Origin of the sequence: Streptomyces sp. NPDC093795 (assembly GCF_044764665.1) — a bacterium.
Classification (GTDB): domain Bacteria; phylum Actinomycetota; class Actinomycetes; order Streptomycetales; family Streptomycetaceae; genus Streptomyces.
Genome location: NZ_JBIWIO010000003.1, coordinates 138,398 through 162,600, shown reverse-complemented (window position 1 = coordinate 162,600; position 24,203 = coordinate 138,398). Strand labels below are relative to the sequence as shown.

Annotated in this window: 23 protein-coding genes, 1 pseudogene and 1 riboswitch; of the genes and pseudogenes, 18 read left to right on the top strand and 6 right to left on the bottom strand. The window is 73.1% G+C overall.

Annotated elements, in window-relative coordinates; all coding sequences use genetic code 11:
• Positions 1 to 4 precede the first annotated feature (4 nt).
• Positions 5 to 310 (top strand): hypothetical protein, encoded by a 306-nt coding sequence (locus tag ACIRB7_RS09560; protein ID WP_403594813.1) that lies wholly within the window; start codon positions 5 to 7, stop codon positions 308 to 310.
• Positions 311 to 700: 390 nt separating this feature from the next.
• Positions 701 to 832: riboswitch (cyclic di-AMP (ydaO/yuaA leader) on the top strand.
• Between the two features lie 2 nt (positions 833 to 834).
• The gene (locus ACIRB7_RS09555) at positions 835 to 1,311 is read left to right on the top strand and encodes a C40 family peptidase (protein WP_403594810.1); all 477 of its coding nucleotides are present in this window, start codon (positions 835 to 837) and stop codon (positions 1,309 to 1,311) included.
• A gap of 15 nt (positions 1,312 to 1,326) precedes the next feature.
• On the opposite strand, the gene ACIRB7_RS09550 is transcribed toward ACIRB7_RS09555, so the two are convergent.
• Positions 1,327 to 1,764: an ATP-binding protein gene (locus ACIRB7_RS09550; protein ID WP_403594807.1), complete on the bottom strand. Its 438-nt coding sequence runs from the start codon at positions 1,762 to 1,764 to the stop codon at positions 1,327 to 1,329.
• 162 nt (positions 1,765 to 1,926) lie between these two features.
• Complete coding sequence (locus ACIRB7_RS09545; protein WP_403594804.1) at positions 1,927 to 3,114, bottom strand: 8-amino-7-oxononanoate synthase; 1,188 nt, start codon at positions 3,112 to 3,114, stop codon at positions 1,927 to 1,929.
• Between the two features lie 143 nt (positions 3,115 to 3,257).
• Here ACIRB7_RS09545 and bioB point away from each other — a divergent pair, with 143 nt between their 5' ends.
• The 11 genes from bioB to mug all read left to right on the top strand — a co-directional run bounded on the left by bioB (position 3,258) and on the right by mug (position 13,792).
• The gene (gene bioB, locus ACIRB7_RS09540) at positions 3,258 to 4,526 is read left to right on the top strand and encodes a biotin synthase BioB (RefSeq protein WP_403594802.1); all 1,269 of its coding nucleotides are present in this window, start codon (positions 3,258 to 3,260) and stop codon (positions 4,524 to 4,526) included.
• A 65-nt stretch (positions 4,527 to 4,591) separates the two neighbouring features.
• Positions 4,592 to 5,812, top strand: a complete 1,221-nt coding sequence (locus tag ACIRB7_RS09535) for an adenosylmethionine--8-amino-7-oxononanoate transaminase (RefSeq protein ID WP_403596139.1) — start codon at positions 4,592 to 4,594, stop codon at positions 5,810 to 5,812.
• A 45-nt stretch (positions 5,813 to 5,857) separates the two neighbouring features.
• On the top strand, positions 5,858 to 6,619 hold the full coding sequence (gene bioD / locus ACIRB7_RS09530) for a dethiobiotin synthase (protein ID WP_403594799.1): 762 nt from the start codon (positions 5,858 to 5,860) through the stop codon (positions 6,617 to 6,619).
• Between the two features lie 17 nt (positions 6,620 to 6,636).
• On the top strand, positions 6,637 to 6,981 hold the full coding sequence (locus ACIRB7_RS09525; protein WP_403594796.1) for a VOC family protein: 345 nt from the start codon (positions 6,637 to 6,639) through the stop codon (positions 6,979 to 6,981).
• Between the two features lie 62 nt (positions 6,982 to 7,043).
• A complete protein-coding gene (locus tag ACIRB7_RS09520; RefSeq protein WP_403594794.1) occupies positions 7,044 to 7,715 on the top strand; it encodes a class I SAM-dependent methyltransferase in 672 nt (223 codons plus the stop codon).
• 74 nt (positions 7,716 to 7,789) lie between these two features.
• Positions 7,790 to 8,215, top strand: coding sequence for a GNAT family N-acetyltransferase (locus ACIRB7_RS09515; RefSeq protein WP_403594791.1), 426 nt, complete (start codon positions 7,790 to 7,792; stop codon positions 8,213 to 8,215).
• Positions 8,216 to 8,463: 248 nt separating this feature from the next.
• Complete coding sequence (locus ACIRB7_RS09510; RefSeq protein ID WP_403594788.1) at positions 8,464 to 9,807, top strand: hemolysin family protein; 1,344 nt, start codon at positions 8,464 to 8,466, stop codon at positions 9,805 to 9,807.
• Complete coding sequence (locus ACIRB7_RS09505) at positions 9,804 to 10,823, top strand: hemolysin family protein (protein ID WP_403594785.1); 1,020 nt, start codon at positions 9,804 to 9,806, stop codon at positions 10,821 to 10,823. Before ACIRB7_RS09510 ends, ACIRB7_RS09505 begins: the two co-directional genes overlap by 4 nt.
• A gap of 101 nt (positions 10,824 to 10,924) precedes the next feature.
• Positions 10,925 to 11,707 (top strand): SGNH/GDSL hydrolase family protein, encoded by a 783-nt coding sequence (locus ACIRB7_RS09500; protein WP_403594782.1) that lies wholly within the window; start codon positions 10,925 to 10,927, stop codon positions 11,705 to 11,707.
• Positions 11,708 to 11,804: 97 nt separating this feature from the next.
• Positions 11,805 to 13,247 carry an adenylosuccinate lyase gene (gene purB / locus ACIRB7_RS09495; protein WP_403594779.1) on the top strand — a complete coding sequence of 481 codons (1,443 nt, stop codon included), beginning with the start codon at positions 11,805 to 11,807 and terminating at the stop codon, positions 13,245 to 13,247.
• Positions 13,248 to 13,300: 53 nt separating this feature from the next.
• Positions 13,301 to 13,792 (top strand): G/U mismatch-specific DNA glycosylase, encoded by a 492-nt coding sequence (mug, locus tag ACIRB7_RS09490; RefSeq protein ID WP_351217873.1) that lies wholly within the window; start codon positions 13,301 to 13,303, stop codon positions 13,790 to 13,792.
• 34 nt (positions 13,793 to 13,826) lie between these two features.
• On the opposite strand, the gene ACIRB7_RS09485 is transcribed toward mug, so the two are convergent.
• The gene (locus tag ACIRB7_RS09485; RefSeq protein ID WP_403594775.1) at positions 13,827 to 14,264 is read right to left on the bottom strand and encodes a hypothetical protein; all 438 of its coding nucleotides are present in this window, start codon (positions 14,262 to 14,264) and stop codon (positions 13,827 to 13,829) included.
• A gap of 152 nt (positions 14,265 to 14,416) precedes the next feature.
• Here ACIRB7_RS09485 and ACIRB7_RS09480 point away from each other — a divergent pair, with 152 nt between their 5' ends.
• On the top strand, positions 14,417 to 15,574 hold the full coding sequence (locus ACIRB7_RS09480; RefSeq protein WP_403594772.1) for an ROK family transcriptional regulator: 1,158 nt from the start codon (positions 14,417 to 14,419) through the stop codon (positions 15,572 to 15,574).
• A gap of 69 nt (positions 15,575 to 15,643) precedes the next feature.
• Here the strand turns inward: ACIRB7_RS09480 and ACIRB7_RS09475 are convergent, their stop codons facing one another.
• Together ACIRB7_RS09475 and ACIRB7_RS09470 are read right to left on the bottom strand one after the other, a co-directional pair.
• On the bottom strand, positions 15,644 to 16,384 hold the full coding sequence (locus ACIRB7_RS09475) for a GntR family transcriptional regulator (protein ID WP_403594769.1): 741 nt from the start codon (positions 16,382 to 16,384) through the stop codon (positions 15,644 to 15,646).
• A gap of 246 nt (positions 16,385 to 16,630) precedes the next feature.
• Positions 16,631 to 17,509, bottom strand: coding sequence for an RNA polymerase sigma-70 factor (locus ACIRB7_RS09470; protein WP_403596137.1), 879 nt, complete (start codon positions 17,507 to 17,509; stop codon positions 16,631 to 16,633).
• A gap of 222 nt (positions 17,510 to 17,731) precedes the next feature.
• On the opposite strand from ACIRB7_RS09470, the gene ACIRB7_RS09465 reads away from it, so the two are divergent.
• Positions 17,732 to 18,562, top strand: a complete 831-nt coding sequence (locus ACIRB7_RS09465) for an alpha/beta fold hydrolase (RefSeq protein WP_403594766.1) — start codon at positions 17,732 to 17,734, stop codon at positions 18,560 to 18,562.
• An 87-nt stretch (positions 18,563 to 18,649) separates the two neighbouring features.
• Here ACIRB7_RS09465 and ACIRB7_RS09460 read toward each other — a convergent pair.
• Positions 18,650 to 19,438 (bottom strand): annotated as a pseudogene (locus tag ACIRB7_RS09460) (EamA family transporter); the annotation flags it as partial.
• 104 nt (positions 19,439 to 19,542) lie between these two features.
• Here ACIRB7_RS09460 and ACIRB7_RS09455 point away from each other — a divergent pair.
• The 3 genes from ACIRB7_RS09455 to ACIRB7_RS09445 all read left to right on the top strand — a co-directional run bounded on the left by ACIRB7_RS09455 (position 19,543) and on the right by ACIRB7_RS09445 (position 24,198).
• Positions 19,543 to 21,063, top strand: a complete 1,521-nt coding sequence (locus ACIRB7_RS09455) for a PLP-dependent aminotransferase family protein (protein ID WP_403594763.1) — start codon at positions 19,543 to 19,545, stop codon at positions 21,061 to 21,063.
• A gap of 95 nt (positions 21,064 to 21,158) precedes the next feature.
• The gene (locus tag ACIRB7_RS09450; protein ID WP_403594760.1) at positions 21,159 to 22,751 is read left to right on the top strand and encodes an alkaline phosphatase D family protein; all 1,593 of its coding nucleotides are present in this window, start codon (positions 21,159 to 21,161) and stop codon (positions 22,749 to 22,751) included.
• Between the two features lie 70 nt (positions 22,752 to 22,821).
• Positions 22,822 to 24,198 (top strand): SWIM zinc finger family protein, encoded by a 1,377-nt coding sequence (locus tag ACIRB7_RS09445; protein WP_403594757.1) that lies wholly within the window; start codon positions 22,822 to 22,824, stop codon positions 24,196 to 24,198.
• The last annotated feature ends 5 nt before the right edge of the window (positions 24,199 to 24,203 follow it).

Here is a 24,203-nt window from a genome sequence, read left to right as displayed (position 1 = left end):
GGCCGTGGTCCCCGAGCTGCCGCCGCTGCCCGCCCTGACCCGGGCCGAGGGCGAACTCGTCGACGTGTACCTCGAAGTCGTCGACCTCCTGGGGAAGATCAATCCATCCAGGGGTACGCATACCTATGGAGCTCTACGGGCGGCACAGGCCCTGGTGGGGCGGGCCGAGGCGCTGCGCGAAGCTCTGACGCTGATGCATGTACGGGGTGAGAGCGAGGTGCACGCGGACACATTGGCGCGTGCTCTGCGCGTGTTGGACGGGGAGCGCAGGACCGGTCGGGTCACCGTCCCGGGACCACGCGCGAGTTGACATTTCGTCGTGTCGTGTCGAGGTCCGTACGGCCGACATCTGCCGCAGAAACACTCCCTCGTTCGGCGTAGTCGACGAGTCGATTAATGGCTCGGGTGACTTGCGCACCACGTGTACACATCTGGCGGAATGGGGCGTTCCACCCCTGGTGCGGGGCTCGTTGGCCAAACCTCCGAAGATCACGAAAGCGTCCTGTCCACCCGAACGGATCAGTCGTGAGGAGCCTCACATATCGCTGTTTCAGCTCGGATTTCACCCTGGGTGTGGGTCAAGATCCCTGTCGACGACAAGCCCCCGCCGCCGCGGCGGGGCGGTCCGGGCGGACGCCGAGTCCTGCCGCTGTCCCGGACGTCTGGTCGACAGGAGTGGATCGGCAGGAGTGGAGGACCCGATTTTTACGGGGCGTACGCGCTGTTTCGGCAGCGGGGCCGTCCCTTGGGGTGAAGCCGCGACCGCGGCCGGGCATCTTCGCCAGCCCGAACCCGACAGGTCATCCTTCGCAGGCGGCTGACGAAGGGTTGCGCATGACTGCGCAGATGCACGTCCCGTCCCTGCTGTCCCGGGCCGGAGCCGTCTCGGCTCTCACCCTCGCCGCCGTCGGCGGCACGCTGCTCGCACCAGGTGCGGCATCGGAGGCCCAGGCAGCCACCACGCACGCGAACAAGGCACTGAGCGTCGCCGCGTCCAAGAAGGGAGCCCCGTACGGGTACGGGAGCGCCGGGCCCTCCCGGTTCGACTGCTCCGGTCTGACGCTCTACGCGTACAAGAAGGCGGGCAAGCCGCTGCCCCGTACCGCGCAGCAGCAGTACAACAAGACCCAGCACATCTCCGCCTCCACCCGGCAGAAGGGGGACCTGGTCTTCTTCCACTCCGGCGGGAGGGTGTACCACGTGGGCATCTACGCCGGCAGCGGCAAGATCTGGCACTCGCCCAAGTCGGGGTCCTGGGTGAAGCTCGACAAGATCTGGTCGTCGAAGGTCTACTACGGCCGCGTCCGGTGACCCGGCGGACAGGCGTTAGCAGCTCGCCAGGGGGGCCACGGTCCACGGGATCGTGATCCAGACCGTCTTGCCGCCGTCCTCGGTCGGAGTGACCGAGAGACGGCCGCCCGCCTCCGCCGCCAGGACACGGATGATGACCATGCCCCGGCCGTTGTCCTGCTGAACCGCCGCCGGGAGGCGGCGGGGCCGGCGGGGGTGGCTGTCGGTGACGCCGATGTGGAGCCGCTCCTCGCGCTCCAGGCGGACCTCCACCGTGAAGGTGGGTGACTGGCCGAGGGTGTGCAGGACGGCGTTGGAGGCCAGTTCGGAGACGATCAGACGGATCGAGTCCGCGATGTCCGCGGCGCCGTCGAGACCCCAGTCGGTGAGGACGTCCGCGACGTACCGCCGGGCCGTGGGGACCGAGGCGGGGTCGCTCGGCAGCGTGAGAGATGCTTCCTGGTGATCTGCCATGGCGACGCTGTCCCTTTCCCGCCGGGGCCGCTGCCCCGGATCGCGCTTCGCGTCAGAGTGCCACCGATCGTGCCGCGCCGGGCGGCGTTCCACCAAGATATGTCCCCATCTGTCGCCCGAAGCGGTGAACTATGGTCCTCGGGAACCCCCTTGGGCCGACGTTCACCCCTGCCGGGCGGCGGGCGCGGTCCTCAGGATCGTCTCCACGGCGCGCTCGATCTGCGCGTCCGTCAGATCGGCGCGCGCCGTGAGACGCAGCCGCGAGATGCCGTCGGGCACGGACGGGGGCCGGAAGCAGCCGACCGCGAGGCCCTGCTCGCGGCAGTCCGCCGCCCAGCGCAGCGCCGCCTCCGGGGAGGGGGCGCGCACCGACACGACGGCCGCGTCGGGCCGGGCCGCCGTGAGGCCCGCCTCGGTGAGCAGCCCGTACAGCGTGGTGGCGACGGTACGGGCCCGCCCGGCGAGGCCCGGCTCGGCCGCCAGCAGCCGGAGGCTCGCCAGCGCACCGCCCGCGGCGGCCGGGGCGAGGCCGGTGTCGAAGATGAAGGTGCGGGCCGCGTTCACCAGGTGCTCGATCACCCGGGCCGGGCCGAGGACGGCGCCGCCCTGGCTGCCGAGGGACTTGGAGAGGGTGAGCGTGGCCACGACGTCCTCGTCGCCCGCGAGCCCGGCTTCGTGGAGGGCGCCCCGGCCCCCTTCGCCGAGGACGCCGAAGCCGTGGGCGTCGTCCACCACGAGCCCGGCGCCGTGCGCGCGGCAGGCCGAGGCGAGCTGCGGCAGCGGAGCCTTGTCTCCGTCGACGGAGAAGACGGAGTCGCTGACGACCAGGGCCCGCCGCCCCGGGTGCGCGTCCAGGGTCTTGGCGACGGCCTCGGGGTCGGTGTGCGGGACGACGGCCGTCTCCGCGCGCGCGAGACGGCAGCCGTCGACGATCGAGGCGTGGTTGGACGCGTCGGAGACGATCAGCGAGTCCCGGCCGCCGAGCGCCGTCAGGGCGGCGAGGTTGGCGGTGTAGCCGGAGGAGAAGACGAGAGCCGCCTCGAAACCGCAGAACTCGGCGAGTTCGCGCTCCAGGCGGGTGTGCAGTCGGGTGGTGCCGGTGACGAGCCGGGAGCCGGTGGAGCCCGCGCCCCAGCGCCTCGCTGCCTCGGCCGCCACCTCGGTGACCTCCGCGCGGCGGGTGAGCCCGAGGTAGTCGTTGCTCGCCAGGTCCAGCAGCTCCGACTCGGCCGGCCGGGGCCGCAGCACCCGGACGAGACCGGCCTCCGCCCGGCGGCGCGCCTCGCCGTCGGTCCAGTCGAACGCGGTACGGCGCGGGCCCGCGGCCCGTGCGTCGTCGGCCTGTGACATGCGGCGATCCTTTTGTAGGCAGCGCACAGACCCTAACCGGAGGGTGCCGAGGTCGGGATGTGGTCATCCACACACCTCTATCGGGGGCGTTTGTTCGGTTCCTCCTTGGCCCCGGGGTGGGCGGTAGGTAAGGATCAGCGGTTATGGACCTGCTGAACACGCTGGTGGAGAAGGGGCTGCGGCGCGAGCTGCCGACCCGTGAAGAAGCGCTCGCCGTCCTGGCGACCTCCGACGACGAACTGCTCGATGTGGTGGCGGCGGCCGGCAAGGTGCGCCGTCAGTGGTTCGGGCGCCGGGTGAAGCTCAACTACCTGGTGAACCTGAAGTCGGGGCTGTGCCCCGAGGACTGCTCGTACTGCTCCCAGCGGCTCGGCTCCAAGGCCGAGATCCTGAAGTACACCTGGCTGAAGCCGGACGAGGCCTCCCAGGCCGCCGCGGCGGGTGTCGCGGGCGGAGCCAAGCGGGTGTGTCTGGTGGCGAGCGGCCGCGGTCCGACGGACCGTGACGTGGAGCGCGTCGGCAGGACGATCGAGGCCATCAAGGAGCAGAACGAGGGCGTCGAGGTGTGCGCCTGCCTCGGTCTGCTCTCGGACGGGCAGGCGGAACGGCTGAAGGACGCCGGCGCCGACGCGTACAACCACAACCTGAACACGTCCGAGGCGACGTACGGGGGAATCACCAAGACGCACACCTACGCGGACCGCGTGGACACCGTGCAGAAGGCGCACGCCGCCGGTCTCTCGGCCTGCTCGGGTCTGATCGCGGGCATGGGCGAGACGGACGAGGACCTCGTCGACGTCGTGTACGCGCTGCGCGAGCTGGACTCGGACTCGGTGCCGGTCAACTTCCTCATCCCCTTCGAGGGCACCCCGCTCGCCAAGGAGTGGAACCTCACCCCGCAGCGCTGCCTGCGGATCCTCGCGATGGTGCGGTTCGTCTGCCCCGACGTCGAGGTCCGGATCGCGGGCGGCCGTGAGGTGCACCTGCGTTCGATGCAGCCGCTGGCCCTGAACATCGCGAACTCGATCTTCCTCGGCGACTACCTGACGAGCGAGGGCCAGGCCGGCCAGGCCGACCTGGACATGATCGCGGACGCGGGCTTCGAGGTGGAGGGCGCGGGCACGACCACGCTGCCCCAGCACCGTGCGGACGCGCTCGCGGCGGCCGGTGCGGCTGCCGGTGCGGCGGGCGGCGGCTGTGGCTCCGCCGCGTCGGCGGGTTGCGGTTCGTCCGCGTCGGCCGAGGGCGCGGGCTGCGGTTCGCACGCGGAGGCCGGCGGTGGCTGCGGTCCCTGCGGCGGTCACGCGGTGCCCGCTCCGGCGGAGGCGGAGACGGTCACGGGCAACGCCCGCACCGACCTGGTGGCGGTACGGCGCCGGGGCGCCGGCACGGACCTCGCGCCGAACGCGTGACGCCCGTGCGCAACGACGAACTCCTCACCCTGGACCGGGCGCACGTCTGGCATCCGTACGGCCCCATGCCGGGACGCACGGACCCGCTGGTCGTGGAGTCCGCCTCCGGTGTACGCCTCCGGCTCGCCGAACCCGCCGAGGGCCAGGCCGAGTTGGTCGACGGCATGTCGTCCTGGTGGTCGGCGATCCACGGCTACAACCACCCCGTGCTCAACGAGGCAGTGCGCGGCCAGCTGGAGCGGATGAGCCACGTCATGTTCGGCGGGCTCACCCACGAGCCGGCCGTGCGGCTCGCCGCCCGGCTCGTCGAGATCACGCCCGGACCGCTGCGGCACGTCTTCCTCAGCGACTCGGGGTCCGTGTCCGTCGAGGTCGCGGTCAAGATGTGCCTCCAGTACTGGCGCTCCCTCGGCCGCCCGGAGAAGCAGCGGCTGCTCACCTGGCGCGGCGGCTACCACGGGGACACCTGGCAGCCGATGTCCGTGTGCGACCCCGAGGGCGGGATGCACGAGCTGTGGACGGGGGTGCTCCAGCGGCAGGTGTTCGTGGACGCCCCTCCGGCCGCCTACGAGGAGTCGTACGCCGAGCTGCTGCGTACCGAGATCGCGACGCACGCGCACGAACTGGCCGCGGTGATCGTGGAGCCGGTGGTGCAGGGCGCGGGCGGTATGCGCTTCCACGACCCGGCGTATCTGCGGGTGCTCCGTGAGGCCTGCGACGAACACGACGTGCTGCTCGTCCTCGACGAGATCGCCACCGGGTTCGGGCGGACTGGCACGCTGTTCGCCGCGGACCAGGCGGGCATCTCCCCCGATGTGATGTGTCTGGGCAAGGCGCTGACCGGCGGCTACCTGTCGATGGCGGCGACGCTCTGCACGAGCCGGGTCGCCGACGGGATCTCGCGGGGCGAGGTGCCGGTGCTCGCGCACGGCCCGACGTTCATGGGGAACCCGCTGGCGTCCGCGGTGGCCCTGGCCTCGATCGACCTGCTCCTCTCCCAGGACTGGGAGGTCGAGGTCAAGCGGATCGAGGCCGGACTGCGGGAGGGGCTCGCGCCCGCGGCCGACCTCCCCGGGGTGCGGGAGGTACGGGTGCTCGGTGCGATCGGCGTCGTCCAGCTCGACCACCCGGTCGACATGGCGGCGGCGACGCGCGCGGCGGTCCGGGAGGGCGTGTGGCTGCGCCCGTTCCGGGACCTGATCTACACGATGCCGCCGTATGTGACGGGCGACGAGGACCTGGCCCGGATCTGTGCCGCCGTGCGCGCGGCGGCGGCAGCGGGCTGAACGGCGAGAACGACAGTACGGCAGCAGGGCAGAACGGGAGCAGCAGTGGGAATCGTCGTCGTCAGCGGCACGGGTACGGAGATCGGCAAGACGGTCGTGACCGCGGCGGTGGCCGCCGTGGCCACGGCCGCCGGCCGGTCGGTCGCCGTCCTGAAGCCCGCGCAGACGGGTGTCGGGCCGGAGGAGCGCGGCGACGCGGACGAGGTCGTCCGGCTCTCGGGCGCCGTGGGCTCCGCCGAGCTGGGCCGCTTCCCGGAGCCGCTCGCTCCGGGCACGGCGGCCCGGCGGGCCGGACTCGCCCCCGTGGGGCCCCGTCAGGTCGCCGACGCCGCCCGGAAGCTGGCGGCCGAGCACGACCTGGTCCTCGTGGAGGGCGCGGGCGGACTGCTCGTGCGCTTCGACGAGGAGGGCGGCACGCTCGCGGACGCGGCCGCGCTGCTCGGCGCGCCGGTCCTGGTGGTGGCCCCGGCCGGTCTGGGGACGCTCAACTCGACGGCCCTGACGGCGGAGGCGCTGCGGGCGCGCGGGATCGAACAGCTGGGCGTCGTGGTCGGCAGCTGGCCTGCCGCGCCGGACCTGGCCGCGCGGTGCAATCTGGCGGACCTGCCGGAGGCGGCGGGCGCGCCGCTCCTCGGAGCCGTACCGGAGGGGTCGGGGTCGCTCGACCCGGCGGAGTTCCGGGCGGCGGCGGGCGGCTGGCTGGGCCCCGCGCTCGGGGGCACCTGGGACGTGGAGGAGTTCGGGGGGCGGTTCGCCGCCGCCTTCGGGGACGCCTCCTTGTTCGATGAGCAGCCCTCGGGGCGGTGACTCCGTAGGCTGGAGGCATGCGTGCTTCCGTGCAGGAGATCGTGTTCGACTGTGCCGACCCGGCTGCCCTCGTCCGCTTCTGGACGGAGCTCCTCGGTGGTGATCCGGTGGACCGGGGCGACGACTGGTCGTATGTGGACCCGCCGGGATTCGTCCGGCTCGCTTTCCAGCGGGTGCCGGAGGGCAAGACGGTGAAGAACCGGGTCCATCTCGACCTTCGGGCGGAGGACGTCGAGCGGGCCGCCGATGAGGCTCTGCCGCTGGGCGCGGCCCGGGTCGGCGGCCTGGTGAAGGACGAGTACGGCGCCTTCCAGGTGATGCGGGATCCGGAGGGCAACGAGTTCTGCTTCGTGTCGGGCTGAGGTGGTTCGGATGACGCTGCTGAGGTGGTTCGGATGAGCGTGATGCTGCTGAGGTGGTTCGCATGACACCGCCGCGCCCGGTACGGCCGGGATCCTCGTCGCCCCGCGTCCATCATCCGCTGTTCGCCCGCTTCTACGCCCGCTTCAGCGTGTCCGCCGACACCAGGGGCGGTGTCGGCGACCTGCGCGCGGAGCTGCTCGCGGGGCTCTCCGGCCGGGTCCTGGAGATCGGGGCCGGGAACGGACTGAACTTCGCGCACTATCCGGCCGAGGTCTCCGAGGTGGTCGCCCTCGAACCGGAGGCACGGCTGCGCAGGCTCGCCCAGGAGAGCGCGCGGCGGGCAGCCGTACCGGTGACCTTGCTGCCGGACACGGCCGAGGCGCTGCCGCTGGAGGACGCCTCCTTCGACGCGGCGGTGGCCTCGCTCGTCCTGTGCACGGTACGGAGCGTGCCGCAGGTCCTCGCCGAGCTGCACCGGGTCCTGCGTCCCGGCGGTGAGCTCCGCTTCTTCGAGCACGGCCTGGCGGAGACGGCCGGCCTCGCGCGCGTGCAGCGGGGTCTCGACCGGACGGTCTGGCCGATGCTCTTCGGCGGCTGCCACACCTCCCGCGCCCCGCTCGCGGCCGTCGAGGCGGCCGGGTTCGTCCTCGGGCGGTACCGCTCCTTCGACCTTCCGGGCAAGGGACCGCGGCTGCCCACGTCCCCGTGCGTGCTGGGAACGGCCCGGCGGTAGCCTCCTCCCGCCGGGGCGTTCCACCACCCGGAACTGCGTGGCACCGGCCCGGCCGACCGTGGTGGGATCGGGCCATGATCGATCTCCGGATACGTGCCGCCACCCGTGCCGACGTCGAGGCCGTCCTGGCCTTCTGGAGCGAGTCCGCCGAGGGGACGTCCGTCTCGGACGACGTGCACGGCGTGACCCGGCTCGTCGAGCGGGACCCCGAGGCGCTCATCCTCGCCGTGGCCGACGGGGTGATCGTGGGGTCCGTGATCGCGGGATGGGACGGCTGGCGCGCCTCTCTGTACCGGCTCGCGGTGCTCCCCTCGTACCGTCGGCGCGGCATCTCCACCGCGCTCCTGCGGGCGGCCGAGGAACGTTTCGTCGCCCTCGGCGGGCGGCGGGTGGACGCCATGGTCCTGGAGGCGAACGAGACCGGGCGGAGTCTGTGGACGGCTGCCGGGTACGACCGCCAGGACCACTGGCGCCGGTGGGTGAAGCCGCTCACCGAATGAGACCGCGCGCGTGGGGAACGCTCGGGGGATGAACGACACGGGACCGGCGGCGGGGCCCGGCACCAGGGCTGATCATCCGCACCCTTTGCCGGTCCTTTACCATGGTTGCTCATCCCCACGACCGAAAGGTGTGAGCGTCCGCCCATGGGCGAGCCTCCCAGTAGCACTGGTTCCGACAGCACCCGCTTCGACGACCGACATCGAGCGATCCTCCCCGCCCTGGCCGATCATGGGACGGAGGTGAACCGATGACCGAAGTGCTTCTGCTCCTCCTGGCGCTCCTCCTCTCCGTCACGTGTGGTGCCTTCGTCGCGGCCGAGTTCTCCCTCACCACGGTCGAGCGCGGCGAACTCGAAGCCGCCGCGGCCCGCGGCGAGCGTGGGGCGCCCGGCGCGCTCAAGGCCGTCAGGTCGCTGACGTTCCAGCTCTCCGGCGCCCAGCTGGGCATCACGGTCACCAACCTGGTGGTCGGCATGCTCGCCGAGCCCTCGGTCGCCAAGCTGATCAAGGGCCCGGCCGAGGCAATCGGCCTCTCCCCCACGGTCGCCTCGTCCGTGGCCCTCGTCCTGGGCACCGCCCTGTCGACCGTCGTCCTGATGGTGGTCGGCGAGCTGGTCCCCAAGAACTGGGCGATCTCCTCGCCGCTCGCCGTCGCCAAGGTGGTGGCCACCCCCCAGCGCGTCTTCACCGCCGCGTTCAAGCCGCTGATCAGTCACCTCAACAACACCGCGAACCGGATCCTGCGCCGCCTCGGCATGGAGCCCACCGAGGAACTGGCGTCCGCGCGCTCCCCGCAGGAACTGGTGGCGCTCGCCCGCCACTCCGCGAAGGAGGGTGCCCTCGAGGCGGACACGGCCGAGCTGTTCGTCCGCACCCTCAACCTGGGTGAGCTGACCGCCGAGAACGTGATGACGCCCCGCGTCCAGGTCACCGCCCTCGACGTGCAGGCCACCGCCGAGGACGTCGCCAACGCCACCCGCGCGACCGGTCTGTCCCGCTTCCCCGTCTACCGGGGCAGCCTCGACTCGGTCGTCGGCATCGCCCACATCAAGGACGTGCTCGCCATACCGGCCGAGGAGCGCCCGCGCCGCCGCATCGGCGAGATGCTCCGCGAACCGCTGCTCGTCCCCGAGACGCTCACGGTGGACCGGCTGCTCGACCGGCTGTCCGGGAAGCAGACGATGGCGGTCGTCATCGACGAGTACGGCGGTACGGCCGGGGTCGCCACCCTGGAGGACATCGTCGAGGAGGTCGTCGGCGAGGTCCGCGACGAGCACGACCCGCACGAGACGGCCGACCTGGCGCGGGCCGGTGAGGACGCGGACGGGCGCGAGCTGTGGTCCGCAGACGGCGCGGCCCGTACGGACCAGGTGGGGGCCATCGGCCTCCGGGTGCCGGACGGCCCGTACGAGACGCTCGCGGGCGTCGTCGCGACCGAGCTGGGTCGTATCCCGGCCGTCGGCGACAGCGTGGAGCTGGGCGGCTGGCGGCTCGACGTCGTCGACGCCTCCGGCCGCCGCGCCGCGCGCGTGATGCTGCACGCGCCCGTGACGGGCAGCACCGAGGACGAGACCGGGGAGGCCGGCCGATGATCGCGATCCAGCTGTTGATCGGTCTGCTGACCCTGGTCGTCAACGCCTTCTTCGTCGGCGCCGAGTTCGCCCTGATCTCGGTCCGCCGCAGCCAGATCGAACCCCTCGCGGAAGCCGGGGACCGGCGGGCGCGCAGCGTCATCTGGGGCCTGGAGCACGTCTCCGCGCTGCTCGCCGCGGCGCAGCTCGGCATCACGCTCTGCACCCTGGTGCTCGGTATCGTCGCCGAGCCCGCCATCGCCCACCTGCTCGAACCGGTCTTCGACGCGGTCGGTGTGCCGCACGGTCTGGTGCACCCGATCTCGTTCGTGATCGCGCTGAGCGTGGCCACGTACCTGCACATGCTCCTCGGCGAGATGGTGCCGAAGAACATCGCGCTCGCCGAGCCGACGCGCACCGCGCTGCTCCTCGGCCCGCCGCTCGTCGCGCTCGCGCGGGCGCTGCGGCCGGTGATCTTCGCGATCAACGCCTTCGCCAACGCGCTGCTCAAGCTGTTGCGGGTGGAGGTCAAGGACGAGGTCGCGGCGACGTTCTCGGACGACGAGCTGGCCCGCATGGTCACCGACGCGGGCGACGCCGGGCTCCTGGACGACCGGGCCGCCGAGCGACTGCACGACGCCCTGGAACTGGGCCGACGTCCCGTGCGGGATGTCGTGATGCCGGCGGAGAAGGTGGTGTACGCGCAGGTGGGCACCACTCCCGAGGAGCTGGAGGCGCTGTCGGCGCTGACGGGATTCTCGCGTTTCCCCGTGGTCGACACCGAGCGCCGGATCCTCGGCTACCTGCACGTCAAGGACGCCCTGGACGCCGTACCGCGTGATCTGCCGTTCCCCGTGGCGGCGCTGCGGCCGATCGCCCGGGTCCGGGCGGCCACGCCGCTGGACGACGTCCTGACCGCGATGCGCCGCAGCCGGACACACCTGGCAGCGGTGCTCGACGAGGACGGCAAGCCGGCCGGGCTCGTGGCGATGGAGGACGTGCTGCGGGAGCTGGTGGGGCGCCCGGCGGCGCCGTAGCGGGTCTGACGATTCATACGGCACGGAGGGCCCCGGGATATCCCGGGGCCCTCCCCCATCCTGCACCCGCATCGCATACCGTTCGGTATGATCGCTCCGCCATGGAGATCAATGCCACGTACAACAGTTTCGTCGCCCTGGGCGACAGTTTCACCGAAGGTATGTCGGACCTGAGGTCCGACGGGACCTACCGGGGCTGGGCCGACGTCCTCGCGGACCGCCTCGCCGCCCGCGCCCCCGGCTTCCGGTACGCCAATCTCGCCGTACGCGGCAAGCTCATCGGCCAGATCGTCGAGGAGCAGGTCGAGACGGCCGCCGCCATGAAGGCGGACGTCGTGACACTCGTCGGCGGGCTCAACGACACCCTGCGGCCCAAGGTCGACATGGGCCGGGTGCGGGGGCTGCTCACCGAGGCGGTCGAACAGCTCGCGCCCTCCTGCGGCCAGTTGGTCCTGATGCGCAGCCCCGGCCGGAACGGCCCGGTCATGCAGCGCTTCCGCCCCCGCATGGAGGAGCTCTTCACCCACATCGACGAGCTGGCCGCCCGGCACGGGGCCCTCGTCGTCGACCTGTACAGCGCCCCCTCGCTCGGCGACCCCCGGCTGTGGGACGTGGACCGGCTCCATCTCACCGCCGACGGCCACCGGCGGGTCGCCGAGGCCGTGTGGCAGGCGCTCGGGCTCGCGCCCGAGGAGGACTGGCGGACCCCGCTGGGCCCGACCGCCCCGCCCGGCTGGGCGAGCCGCCGGGCCGCCGACGCCCGCTTCGCAAGGGAGCACCTGGGCCCGTGGATCGGCCGGCGCCTCACCGGCCGCTCGTCGGGCGACGGCCGCGCCCCGAAGCGCCCGGAGCTGCTGCCGTACGAGCCGCCGACGGGTCCGTAGCCGTCGGGGGGCTCCTGCGCGTGAGCTGCGTCTCGTAGCAAGCTCCACATCGGACCGTGGCGCTGGCCTGCAGAAACCGCCAGTAGAATCTGTCCACGTGACTGCTGTGACTGCGAAGCCCCGCATCCCCAACGTTCTGGCCGGCCGCTACGCCTCCGCGGAGCTCGCCGTCCTCTGGTCCCCCGAGCAGAAGGTGAAGCTGGAGCGTCAGCTGTGGCTCGCCGTGCTGCGTGCGCAGAAGGACCTCGGGATCGACGTTCCCGAGGCGGCGCTCACCGACTACGAGCGCGTGCTCGACCAGGTCGACCTCGGTTCCATCGCCGAGCGCGAGAAGGTCACCCGGCACGACGTCAAGGCCCGTATCGAGGAGTTCAACGCCCTCGCCGGCCACGAGCACGTCCACAAGGGCATGACCTCGCGCGACCTCACCGAGAACGTCGAGCAGCTGCAGATCCGGCTCTCCCTGGAGCTGATGCGGGACCGTACGGTCGCCGTCCTCGGCCGTCTCGGCAAGCTCTCCGCCGAGTACGCGGAGCTGGTCATGGCGGGCCGCTCGCACAACGTGGCCGCGCAGGCCACGACCCTCGGCAAGCGTTTCGCCACGGCCGCCGACGAGCTGCTCGTCGCGTACGGCCGCCTGGAGGAGCTGATCACGCGCTACCCGCTGCGCGGCATCAAGGGCCCGGTCGGCACCGCGCAGGACATGCTGGACCTGCTCGGCGGCGACGCCGGCAAGCTCGCCGACCTGGAGCAGCGGATCGCCGGTCACCTCGGCTTCGCGCACGCCTTCACCTCGGTCGGCCAGGTCTACCCGCGCTCGCTCGACTACGACGTGGTCACCTCCCTTGTGCAGCTGGCGGCGGCCCCCTCGTCGATCGCCAAGACGATCCGCCTGATGGCGGGCCACGAGCTGGTCACCGAGGGCTTCAAGCCCGGCCAGGTCGGCTCCTCGGCGATGCCGCACAAGATGAACACCCGCTCCTGCGAGCGCGTCAACGGCCTCATGGTCATCCTGCGCGGCTACGCGTCGATGACCGGCGAGCTGGCGGGCGACCAGTGGAACGAGGGCGACGTGTCCTGCTCCGTGGTCCGCCGGGTCGCGCTGCCCGACGCCTTCTTCGCGCTCGACGGTCTCCTGGAGACCTTCCTCACCGTGCTCGACGAGTTCGGCGCCTTCCCGGCCGTCGTCGCCCGTGAGCTCGACCGCTACCTGCCCTTCCTGGCGACCACGAAGGTCCTCATGGGCGCCGTGCGCGCCGGGGTGGGCCGTGAGGTCGCCCACGAGGCGATCAAGGAGAACGCCGTCGCCTCCGCCCTCGCCATGCGCGAGCAGGGCGCCGAGCGCAACGAGCTGCTCGACAAGCTGGCCGCCGACGAGCGCATCCCGCTGGACCGGGCGCAGCTCGACGAGCTGATGGCGGACAAGCTGTCGTTCACGGGCGCCGCTGCCGACCAGGTCGCCTCCGTGGTCTCCCGTATCGAGGAGATCCTCAAGCAGCACCCGGAGGCCGCCGCCTACGCGCCCGGGGCGATCCTCTGACCCGGTTCACCCCGGAGCAGCTGGAGGCCGCTCGCGACCGTGTCGTTCCCGACGTGGTGGCGGGCGGCCTCTCCGTGCTGTTCTGCGGGATCAATCCGGGGCTTGTGTCGGCGGCGACGGGCCACCACTTCGCCCGGCCGGGCAACCGGTTCTGGCCGGTGCTCCATCTGTCCGGGTTCACGCCGAGGCAGCTGCGGCCGGAGGAGCAGGGGGAGCTCCTCTCGTACGGTCTCGGCATCACGAACGTGGTGGCGCGGGCGAGCGCGCGGGCCGACGAGCTGAGCCGCGAGGAGTACCGCGAGGGCGGGCGACTGCTCGTCGAGAAGGTGGAGCGGCTGGCGCCGCGCTGGCTCGCGGTCGTCGGCGTCACCGCGTACCGCACGGCTTTCGGTGAGCCGAAGGCCGCGATCGGTCCGCAGGAGCGCGTGATCGGCTCCACCCGGGTCTGGGCGCTGCCCAACCCGAGCGGACTGAACGCGCACTGGACGGCGGCGACGATGGCGGAGGAGTACGCCCGTCTCCGGGAGGCGGCCGAGATCCCGTAGCGGGCTGTCCGGCGAGCTGTCCCCAGCCGGCTTTTCAGGGGGGATCGACCTCGGTGATCACGGCGAGGAGCTGGAACGGCAGCTCCTTGTCCCACTGGGAGACGCCGACTCCTATCCACCGCTCGTCGGCCCGCCACAGCGTCAGGCGCGGGGTGTGGGAGCTGAGGGTGGACCACGGCTCCGGCAGCTCCTCGCCCTCCATGTTCCGCTCGAGGAGGGACCACAGGCTCAGCTCGTCCGGCGGGCCCCAGCGGGCGGTGAGCAGGGCGGTGAGTCCGTCCCGCTCCGCCTCGTACTGCTCCTCGGCGAGCACGCGGCGGGTACCGTCGTCCTCCCAGAAGTCCTCGCTCGTCGCGAGCTCTCCGACGTGGAAGCCCGGACCGCTGTCGACGGAGCCGGATCGCTCCGGTCGTGCCGGGAAGGCGCGGGAGCGGAGTAAGTCGATCGTCGCCAGGTGCCGTGCCGTGGTCATGGGACCAGTAAAGCGGCCACCACTGACAGTTGGCGTTCCGTCAGGAGGCCCGGCGCGAGCGGCGGGGGTCCGGCGCGGGGGCGGCGCTCGCCGCGACCTGGCCCATTGAGTACCATCCGCCGGAAGAGGTGCACGAGCTGGGAGGACACACTGTGGGGCGGCTGACCGGCGGGGATCCGTCTCTGCTGCGGCGGATCAACTCCGCGGTGGTACTCCATGCGCTGCGAGGCGCCGACGCGCCCACGCTCACCGATCTGACCCGGATCACGGGCCTCTCACGGCCCACGGTCGAGGGCGTCGTCGAAGGGCTCATGGAGGGCGGTCTGGTCGTCGAGGCGGCCCCCGAGGAGGGCGAGGCCCGTCGGCAGGGGCGTCCGGCGCGGAGGTTCCGCTTCCGCGCGGAGGCCGGTCATCTGCTCGGCATCGAGATCGGCCCGCACCGCGTGGCCGCGCTGCTCTCCGGTCTGGACGGGCGGATCATCGGCGCCGGCTCGCGCGAGGTGTCGGAGACGGCGCCCGAGGACGAGCGTCTGGACCGGGTGCGTACGGTCGTCGCCGACGTGCTGCGCAGGGCCGGGGTCGCCCGGTCCAACCTGCGGGCCGTCGGCGTCGGCACCCCCGGCATCGTGGAGGCCGACGGGACCGTCCGGCTCGGCACGGCCCTGCCCGGCTGGACGGGCCTCGCGCTCGGCGAGCGGCTGCGGCGCTCCTTCCGGTGCCCGGTGATCGTGGAGAACGACGCGAACGCGGCGGCCGTCGCCGAGCACTGGAAGGGCGCCGCGACCGACTCCGACGACATCGTCTTCGTCCTGGCCGGGCTGAGCCCCGGGGCCGGTTCGCTGATCGGCGGCCGGCTGCACCGGGGCTTCGGCGGCGCGGCCGGGGAGATCGGCGCCCTGCACCTCCTGGGCCGTGGTGTCACCCCCGAGCATCTGCTCTCGACCACGGACGAGCCGCTGCACCCGCTGGACGAGCAGGCGGTCGCCAAGGTCTTCGCGCTGGCGCGCGAGGGCGACGCGCGCGCGGAGGCGGCGGTGGAGCGGTTCATCCAGCGGCTCGTGCACGACGTGGCGGCGCTGGTGCTCGCGATCGACCCCGAGCTGGTGGTCGTCGGCGGCTGGGCGGCCGGCCTCGACGGTGTGCTCCAGCCGCTCCGGGACGAGCTGGCGCGGTTCTGCCTGCGGCCGCCGCGGGTCGTGCTCTCGCTGCTCGGCGAGGCCGCGGTGGGCACGGGCGCGCTGCGGCTCGCCCTCGACCACGTCGAGGAGCAGCTGTTCGCGGTCGAGGGCACGGTGACGGCCCGCCGCTGAACCCGCCGTGGGGCGGTTCTGCGACGGGCCGGTGACCGCTGGAGCGCGGGGCGTTTCCGGTAGGCGGCCTTACGAGGCCATGACCAGGTCGCCGGAGTCGCCGAAGGTCAGGCGGCAGGTGTCGGCCCGGTAGGTCGCCACGGAGACGGCGGCGGTACGCCCTCCGGACAGGTAGCGGGTCGTCACGACGAGCACGGGCGCGCCCGGCAGCCGGTCGAGCTCCTTGGCGTCGTCGGCGCGGGCGGAGCCGAGCTCCACGGAGCGGTCCTGGCCGTCGAGGGCGAGGTGCTGGAGTTCCCGCAGCACCACGCGGGCGTGGGCCGGGCCGGTGGGGGCGTCGACGGCGCTGAGGCCCGGGACGGAACCCGCGGGCACGTACAGCAGCTCGGCGGCGACGGGCTGCCCCTGGCTGACGCGGAGGCGGCGGACGACGTGCACCCGGTCCTCGGCGCCGGTCTCCAGGACGCGCGCGACGGCGGCGGGTGCCACGGCGGAGGCGGAGTCCAGGGACTGCCAGGCCTCGTCGCCGACACCCGGCCAGGAGTGCTGGGTGGTGGAGACGTCGACGCCGACGCGCGGCGGGGCGACCGTGGTGCCGACGCCGCGGCGGCGCTGCAGCCGGCCTTCCAGCTCCAACTGCTCCAGGGCCTGGCGGAGCGTGGCCCGGGCGACGCCGAAGCGTGCCGCGAGATCGCGCTCGTTGGGAAGGATCTCCCCGACCGCGAAGTCCGAGTCGAGCGCTTCGCCGATCACTGTCTTGAGGTGCTGGTACTTCGGCTCCGGTACCGATGCCAGCTGCGTGGTCCCCACCCTGATCCTCCGCAATTCGCCGTGTCCCGCGGCGTTTCCGCGCCCTTGTTTATTAAAGGTTCCTGCACTAACTCTGCGACCATAAGGCGAGCCACCCCCTTGGTCAAGACCAATCCTCTGCCGAACGCCCCCGAATGTGACCCTCTGACCTAGATCGTTCACAGGACGTTCGCGCCCCCGTGAGCCCCGCGCAGCACAAGGCCCCGCCTCCGGGGTGGATGGCGGGGCCTCTCGTGCGGGCGGGGCTCAGGGTCCGTCGGGAGCGGCGAAGCCCTGGAGCTTGTCGGGGTTGCGGATGATGTAGACGCACTGGACGCGCCCGTCGCGCACCTCGATCTGGACCAGGGTGTCGGGCCGACCGTCGGCGAGGACGAGGACGGCGGGAGCGCCGTTGATCTCGACGAAGCGCAGCTCGTACAGCTCGGCCGCGCCGATGGACGTGGCGGCGAGGAAGCGGCCGACCTTGTCGGAGCCCTCGATGATCCGCCGCGGCGTCCTGGCCTTGCCGCCGCTGTCGCCGACGAGACGCACATCCGGGGCGAGCAGGGCGAGGAGCCCGCCGAGATCGCCGCCCGACGCCGCGGAGAGGAAACGTTCGGTGAGGTCACGGCGCTCGGCCGGGTCGACGTCGTAGCGCGGCTTGCCCTCGTCGACATGGCGCCGCGCGCGCCCGGCGAGCTGGCGCACGGCCGCCTCGGAGCGGTCGAGGGCGGTGGCGATCTCCCCGTACGGGAAGCCGAAGGCCTCCCGCAGCACGAACACGGCCCGCTCCAGCGGGGAGAGGGACTCGAGGACGACGAGGACGGCGAGCGAGACGGAGTCGGCGAGCAGGGCTCGCTCAGCGGTGTCGGGGACGGCCGGGCCGAAGTCGGTGACCACGGGCTCGGGCAGCCACGGGCCGACGTAGGCCTCACGGCGCGCCTGGGCCTGCCGGAGCCGGTCGAGGGCGAGCCGCGTCGTGATGCGTACGAGGAAGGCACGGGGCTCACGGACGTCGTCCCGGTCCTCGGCGGTCCAGCGCAGCCAGGCCTCCTGGACGACGTCCTCGGCGTCGGCGGCACGGCCGAGCATCCGGTAGGCGACGCCGAGGAGCATCGGGCGGTGCTCCTCGAAGAGTTCGGTCAGGGTGGCGGTCCGTACGTCGGTCCGTACATCGGTCGGAAGGCCGATCGCCGGGTCGGTCGGAACGTCAGTCGGGATGTCGGTCGGGATGTCGATGGGCACTGGCCCATCCCAGCCCACCTTTCCCCCTCTGTCCAGTTTCGGACAGGGTCTTGAACTCCGGGCTACTGATCGGTAATTCTCACTGACAGAACGTCTGACAAGCTTTCGGGACGGGGAGTCCGCATGCCCGCACGGATCACGTACACGATCGAGACCCCGGCAGGTCCGCGCACGGCGTCCCTCACGTACGAACGCCGGGGTACGGGTGAACCCCTGCTGCTCCTGCACGGCATCGGGCACCACTGGCAGGCCTGGGAACCCGTCCTGGACATCCTCGCCGCCGAGCGGGACGTGATCGCCGTCGACCTGCCGGGCTTCGGCGCCTCCGACGAACTCCCCGAAGGCTGCCCGTACGACCTGGTCACCGTCGGCCGCGTGCTCGACGCCTTCTGCGCGGCCCTCGGCGTCGAACGCCCGCACGTGGCGGGGAACTCGCTCGGCGGACTGCTCGCCCTGGAACTCGGCCGGGAGAAGCGGGTGCGCTCGGTCACCGCGCTCTCCCCCGCCGGTTTCTGGTCGGAGGGCGAGCGGCGGTACGCCTTCGTGACGCTCCGGGCGATGCGGGGCGCGGCCCGGTCGATGCCCGTGCCGCTGATCGAGCGCCTCTCCCGTACGCCCTCCGGGCGCACCGTGCTCACCAGCAGCATCTACGCGCGCCCCGGCCGCCGTTCACCCGAGGCGGTCTACGCCGAGACGCTCGCCCTGCGCGAGGCCACCGGCTTCCGGCAGACCCTGGCGGCCGGCGGGGCCGTGCGCTTCCGCGACGACGTCCCCGAGGTGCCCGTCACCGTCGCCTGGGGCACCCGTGACCGGCTGCTCCTTCCCCGCCAGGGCGTGCGCGCCAAGCGGACCCTGCCCGGCGCGCGGCTCGTCCGGCTGCCCGGCTGCGGCCATGTGCCCATGAGCGACGACCCGGCTCTCGTCGCCCGCGTCGTCCTGGACGGCAGCCGGTGACGTCCGGCGGATGAAAAGGCCGGTGCCCACGGCGGCGCCGGCCCCCACGAGCAGGCTTCCGACCGCCTGCGGCAGTCCGAAGGAGGCGCCGGCGACCAGCACGGCGCTCAGCGCGGCGGCGACCGGGATCGCGCCGGTGAAGAGGGTGGCGCGCTCCATGCCGACGCGCTGGACACCCATGTAGAAGAGGACGAAGCCGACGACCGTGGCCAGGACCGCCTGCCAGATCAGGGCGCCCGTCTCCACCCCCGTCGGCACGCGGACGAACCCGGCCCCGTCCACCACGAGACCCACGAGCGCCGCCTCGGCCGCGCCGATCCCGCAGACGGCGGCCGTGAGCAGCTTCGGGCCGAGTAGCCGGAGTACCGGGACGGCGAGGACCGTGAACCCCACTTCGCCCGCGAGCGCCGCCACCGACCAGCCGATCCCGGCGAGGTCCGTCCGCCCCCAGCCCTGCACGGTGAAGGCTCCGGCGGCGACGAGCAGCGCCCCGTACAGCACGGCGGGGGCGGGCCTGCGGCCCTCGGTCAGCGGGACGAGGACGGCGACGACGACGGGGGCGCAGCCGACCAGGACACCGGGGACGGCCGGCTCGGCCGTCCGCTCGGCGGCGAGGACCGCCAGGTTGAAGCCGACCATGCCGACCCCCGCGAGGGCGGCGAGCCGCAGCCAGTGACGAGGGGTCAGGGTGCGGAGCGGGGCGAGCCCGCCTCGGCCGAGCAGCGGGAGGAGGAGCAGACAGGCGGCTCCGTAGCGCAGCGCCTGACCGCCCGCGTACGGGTAGGCGCCGAGGAGGCTGTTCGCGGTGAAGGAGGCGCCGACGAGGGCGTAGGCGAGGGTCACCAGGAGGACCCCGCGCAGGGCGTTCGCGTTCATGACTCCGACGCTAGGAAGCCGCGCGGCCCCCGTTAAGGTCCACTTCCGACACGTCATCGGGGACCACTTCGGCCGGGCGGTGGGGAGAAGGGACGACACACGGCATGAGCAACCACGGACAGGCGGCCTGGGAGCTGCTGCTTCCGGCCGTCGGGGCCCCGGCGCGGCGGCGCGGCCGGGCCCTTCAGGAGGCGCTGCGCGAGGCGGTGCGGTCCGGGCGGCTCGTGGCCGGGACGCGGCTGCCGTCGACACGGGAGCTCGCCGCCGACCTGGGCGTCTCCCGGGGCCTCGTCACCGAGGCGTACGAGCAGCTCACCGCCGAGGGATATCTGCGCAGCGACCGGGGCGCGGGCACCTGGGTGGGCGAGGCGGCCAGGGCGGCCGTGCGCGGTGCTCACGACCTGGCCCCCGGGGCGTCCCGGGTCCGGGTGGACTTCCGTCCCGGGACCCCTGACCTGTCGCTGTTCCCGAGGGCCGGGTGGGCGGCGGCCCAGCGCGCCGTCCTGGCGCGGCTCCCCCATCCGGCGCTCGGGTATCCGGACCCGCGCGGGCTGCCCGAACTGCGGGAGACGCTGGCCGGGATGCTGACCAGGCGCCGGGGTGTGGTGGCCGATCCGGAGCGGCTCGTGGTCTGCTCCGGCGTGGCGCAGGCGTCGTCGCTGCTCGGTTTCGTCCTGCGGGCGCGGGGGTTCGACGCGGTCGGCATCGAGGATCCCGGCAGCCCGGAGCACGGGCGGCTGTTCGCCTCGACCGGTCTGGACACGCTGTGGCTGCCCCTGGACGAGGAGGGGCTGCGGACCGAGCCGCTCGCCGCCTCGGGTGTCCGGGCCGTGGTCGTGACGCCCTCGCACCAGTTCCCGTCCGGGATCAGCTGGTCGGCCGAGCGCCGTGCGGAGCTGCTCGGCTGGGCGCGGGCGGTCGACGGGTACGTCCTGGAGGACGACTACGACGGTGACTTCCGGTACGACAGGGCGCCCGTCGGCGCGCTCCAGGGGCTCGATCCGGAGCGGGTCGTCTACGCGGGCTCGGTCAGCAAGTCGCTCGCGCCCGGCCTGCGGCTCGGCTGGATGCTCGTCCCCGAGGCGCTGCTCGGCGAGGTCGTCGAACGCAAGCGGACGATGGACCTCGGCAACCCCGTACTCGACCAGGCGGTGCTCGCGGAGTTCGTGGCGCGGGGCGGCTACGACCGTCAGCTGCGCCGCTGCCAACGCGCCTACCGGGAGCGGCGGGACGCCCTGCTCGCCGCGCTCGCGGAGCACCTGCCGGGCACCCGGGTGAGCGGCATCGCGGCCGGACTGCACGTCATCGCGCGCGTACCGGCTGTTTTCGGGCCGCCGGAACGGTTCCTGGCGCGGGCGGCGGAGGCCGGGGTGGCGCTGCGGCCCCTGGAGGAGTACGGCACCGCACGGCCCACCGACGGGGACGTACGGCTCGTCATCGGGTACGCGCATCTGGCGCCGTCGGCCGTGACGGCCGGGATACGGATGGCGGCGGAGGCGGTCGGGCGGGGGGTGAGGGGGGCGGGGGGTGAGGGGGGCGGGGGGCGGGGGTGGCGTTCGGGGGCCGGGGCGTCGGCGTATCCGGGCCGGGGCGTTCGGCGGAGTCGGTGGGGCGAGGCCCGATGATCTGTTCACGCGGGGTTCGTGTGGGCGCCGTTCCCGGCCGTTAGGCATGGGGCGACGCACCGCCCCCGCCCGGACACCGCCTCGGAGGCCCTTCCATGTCCCAGTCCGTACCCGGAACTTCCCCCTCCCCCGCCCGCCGCAGCGTGCTGCGCGGTTCGCTGGCCGCCTCGGCGGCGCTCACCCTCGGCGGCACCGGTCTGGCCGCCCCGGCGTTCGCGCTTTCGGGGCGCCCCCGCGCCGAGTGGGGGGTCCAGACCGGCGACGTCACGACCTCCTCCGGTCTGGTGTGGGTGCGGTCGGACCGGCCGGCGCGGATGCTCGTGGAGACCTCGGCGAGCGAGTCGTTCCGGCGGGTACGCCGGCACCGGGGGCCGCTGATCGGCTCGGGCACGGACTTCACCGGCACCACCGCCCTGCGCGGTCTGCCCGCGGGCGAGCAGATCCACTACCGGGTCACCCTCGCCGACCCGGACGATCCGCGCCGGACGGGCGAACCCCTGACCGGTACCTTCCGTACGGCCCCCGACCGGCGCCGGGACGGCGTCCGCTTCCTGTGGTCGGGCGACATCGCCGGGCAGGGCTGGGGCATCAACCCGGACATCGGCGGCTTCCGCGCGTACGAGGAGATGCGCCGCCTCGACCCGGACTTCTTCCTGTGCAGCGGCGACTCGGTCTACGCCGACGGGCCGCTCCAGCCCAGCGTGACGCTCCCCGACGGGCGGATCTGGCGGAACGTCACCACGCCCGAGAAGTCGAAGGTCGCGGAGACGCTCGACGAGTACCGGGGCAACTTCCGCTACAACCTCCTCGACCACAACGTCCGGGCGTTCAACGCGCAGGTGCCGACGGTGATGCAGTGGGACGACCACGAGGTGCGCAACAACTGGTACCCGGGCCAGATCCTGGACGACCCGCGCTACACGGAGAAGGACGTGGACGTCCTCGCCGCGCGTGCCCTGCGCGCCTTCGGCGAGTACACGCCGGTTTCCACCCTCCACGCGCGCGGGGACGGCCGCGAACGCCGGATGCACCGCGTCGTGCGGTACGGGCCGCTGCTCGACGTGTTCGTCCTCGACATGCGCTCCCACCGGAACGCCAACTCCCCCGGCCGGCAGGCCGACGACACCACCGGCATCCTCGGCGCCGAGCAGCTGGCCTGGCTCAAGCGAGAGCTGGCCGCCTCCACCGCGGTGTGGAAGGTGCTCGCGGCCGACATGCCGCTCGGCCTGGTCGTACCGGACGGCGCGGCGAACTTCGAGGCGATCGCGCAGGGCGACCCGGGCGCGCCGCTGGGCCGTGAGCTCCAGATCGCGGAGCTGCTGCGGTTCGTGAAGCACCGGCGGATCACCGGCACGCTGTGGCTGACTGCGGACGTGCACTACACCTCGGCGCAGCACTACGCGCCGGAGCGGGCCGCGTTCCAGGACTTCGCGCCGTTCTGGGAGTTCGTGTCCGGGCCGCTGGCGGCGGGCGGGTTCCCGGCGAACGCCCTCGACGGGACCTTCGGCCCGGAGCGGGTGTTCGTCCGGGCGCCGGAGCGGGCCAACCTGTCGCCGATGGAGAGCCCGCAGTACTTCGGCGAGGTCGACATCGACGGCCACAGCGGGGAACTGACGGTGCGTCTGCGGGCCGAGGGCGGGTCCGTACTGTTCAGCAAGGTGCTGCGGCCGGGTCGTGTCGGACAGTAACACCTGGTCAGACGTGGTGCGGGGGCTGTTGTCCTGATGATTGTCAGTGCCGGGTCCTAACGTCGTATCCATGACGCGATCCGTACAGGCACTCGCCTACGTCCGCCCGTCCGCGCTGGAGTCCACGGGCTCCGGCCGGCTGCTCGGTCTGGAGACGGCGGGGGGTCTCACGCCCCGTGGGGCCGAGGCCCATCCCCGCTTCTTCTCCGGCTTCCTGGCCTCCCCGCAGGTCGCCGCCCGTGGGCTGCTCGCGGTCGCCGACGTGGCCGCGGCCCGCTACCACCAGCGGATACGGCCCGGGTCGCTGGATCCGGTGGTGACGGGGAACGGGGACCGGCTGCGGTTCGAGTCCTTCTCCGGCTGCGGCGGGGTGTACGCGCGTCTGGACGTCCTCGACGAGGGGCTCGGGGGTACGGAGACGGGGCACGGCACCACCAACGTCGACGTGAACGATCCGCTGCGGGAGGCGCTGTCGCGGATGTCGGGGGACGATCCGCTGCATCTGCGGGTGGGCCCCGAGGAGATGGCGGTGACCACGCTCGCGGGGGCGGTCGTGGAGAAGAAGGTCCCGCTGCCGGACCGCTGGCTGCGGGGCTTCGCCGAGGCACAGGTCGCCTCGGCCCGGTTCGACCTGCGGGCCGAGCTGAGCGGGGCGGAGGCCGTCCGCTTCCTCCGGTCCCTGCCCCGGAACCAGGGGCGCGGGCGCGGTCCGCTGTGGATCACGCAGTCCGGCCGGACCCTGCGCCCGACGACCCGGCCGGGCGCCGGCGCGGTGTGCCTGCCGGGTCCTGACCGGCTGATCGCCCTGGAGCGGGTGCTGCGGCACGCGACGGGCCTGCGGGTGTACGGGCCGGTGCCGGACGGCACCCTGCCCACGGCGAGCGCCTGGGAGGTGACCCTTCCCGGCATGCGGCTGACGCTGACGCTGTCGCCCGACTCCGCGCGGGGCTTCTCCGGTGAGGGCGGGGTCCTGGAGGCGCTTGCGACGGAGGAGGCGGCGCAGGACGCCGAGCTGGTCGCGGTCCTCCTTGCCTGGGAGCCGCGGATCGACCTGGCCGACCTGGCGGCGCAGGCCGGGCTGACGGTCGACCGGGTGCGTGCGGCGCTGACCCGGCTCGGCACGGCCGGCCGAGTGGGGTACGACGTGGCGGACGCAGCGTACTTCCACCGGGAGCTGCCGTACGACGCGGACCGGGCCGAGCGGCACAACCCGCGTCTGGTGAGCGCGCGTCGGCTGGTGGCGGAGGGCGCGGTGACCCTCGAGGGCGATCTGGCGACGGTGGCCTCGGGAGAACGGCGCTACCGGGTGCGGTCGTCGGACGGGGTGCTGAGCTGCACCTGCCAGTGGTGGGCGGACTACCGGGGCCGGCGGGGCCCGTGCAAGCACGCGCTCGCGGTACGGATGGTCCGGCGGGGCGCGACGGTCGCCGTCGGAGCCGGGCTTTGACGGCG

Excerpts from the sequence above, each read along its gene's own strand:
- ACIRB7_RS09555 (WP_403594810.1), top strand. The coding sequence starts at position 835 with ATGACTGCGCAGATGCACGTCCCGTCCCTGCTGTCCCGGGCCGGAGCC.
- ACIRB7_RS09550 (WP_403594807.1), bottom strand. The coding sequence starts at position 1,764 with ATGGCAGATCACCAGGAAGCATCTCTCACGCTGCCGAGCGACCCCGCC.
- ACIRB7_RS09545 (WP_403594804.1), bottom strand. The coding sequence starts at position 3,114 with ATGTCACAGGCCGACGACGCACGGGCCGCGGGCCCGCGCCGTACCGCG.
- bioB (WP_403594802.1), top strand. The coding sequence starts at position 3,258 with ATGGACCTGCTGAACACGCTGGTGGAGAAGGGGCTGCGGCGCGAGCTG.
- ACIRB7_RS09535 (WP_403596139.1), top strand. The coding sequence starts at position 4,592 with ATGCCGGGACGCACGGACCCGCTGGTCGTGGAGTCCGCCTCCGGTGTA.
- ACIRB7_RS09525 (WP_403594796.1), top strand. The coding sequence starts at position 6,637 with ATGCGTGCTTCCGTGCAGGAGATCGTGTTCGACTGTGCCGACCCGGCT.
- ACIRB7_RS09520 (WP_403594794.1), top strand. The coding sequence starts at position 7,044 with ATGACACCGCCGCGCCCGGTACGGCCGGGATCCTCGTCGCCCCGCGTC.
- ACIRB7_RS09515 (WP_403594791.1), top strand. The coding sequence starts at position 7,790 with ATGATCGATCTCCGGATACGTGCCGCCACCCGTGCCGACGTCGAGGCC.
- ACIRB7_RS09510 (WP_403594788.1), top strand. The coding sequence starts at position 8,464 with ATGACCGAAGTGCTTCTGCTCCTCCTGGCGCTCCTCCTCTCCGTCACG.
- ACIRB7_RS09505 (WP_403594785.1), top strand. The coding sequence starts at position 9,804 with ATGATCGCGATCCAGCTGTTGATCGGTCTGCTGACCCTGGTCGTCAAC.
- ACIRB7_RS09500 (WP_403594782.1), top strand. The coding sequence starts at position 10,925 with ATGGAGATCAATGCCACGTACAACAGTTTCGTCGCCCTGGGCGACAGT.
- ACIRB7_RS09485 (WP_403594775.1), bottom strand. The coding sequence starts at position 14,264 with ATGACCACGGCACGGCACCTGGCGACGATCGACTTACTCCGCTCCCGC.
- ACIRB7_RS09465 (WP_403594766.1), top strand. The coding sequence starts at position 17,732 with ATGCCCGCACGGATCACGTACACGATCGAGACCCCGGCAGGTCCGCGC.
- ACIRB7_RS09455 (WP_403594763.1), top strand. The coding sequence starts at position 19,543 with ATGAGCAACCACGGACAGGCGGCCTGGGAGCTGCTGCTTCCGGCCGTC.
- ACIRB7_RS09450 (WP_403594760.1), top strand. The coding sequence starts at position 21,159 with ATGTCCCAGTCCGTACCCGGAACTTCCCCCTCCCCCGCCCGCCGCAGC.
- ACIRB7_RS09445 (WP_403594757.1), top strand. The coding sequence starts at position 22,822 with ATGACGCGATCCGTACAGGCACTCGCCTACGTCCGCCCGTCCGCGCTG.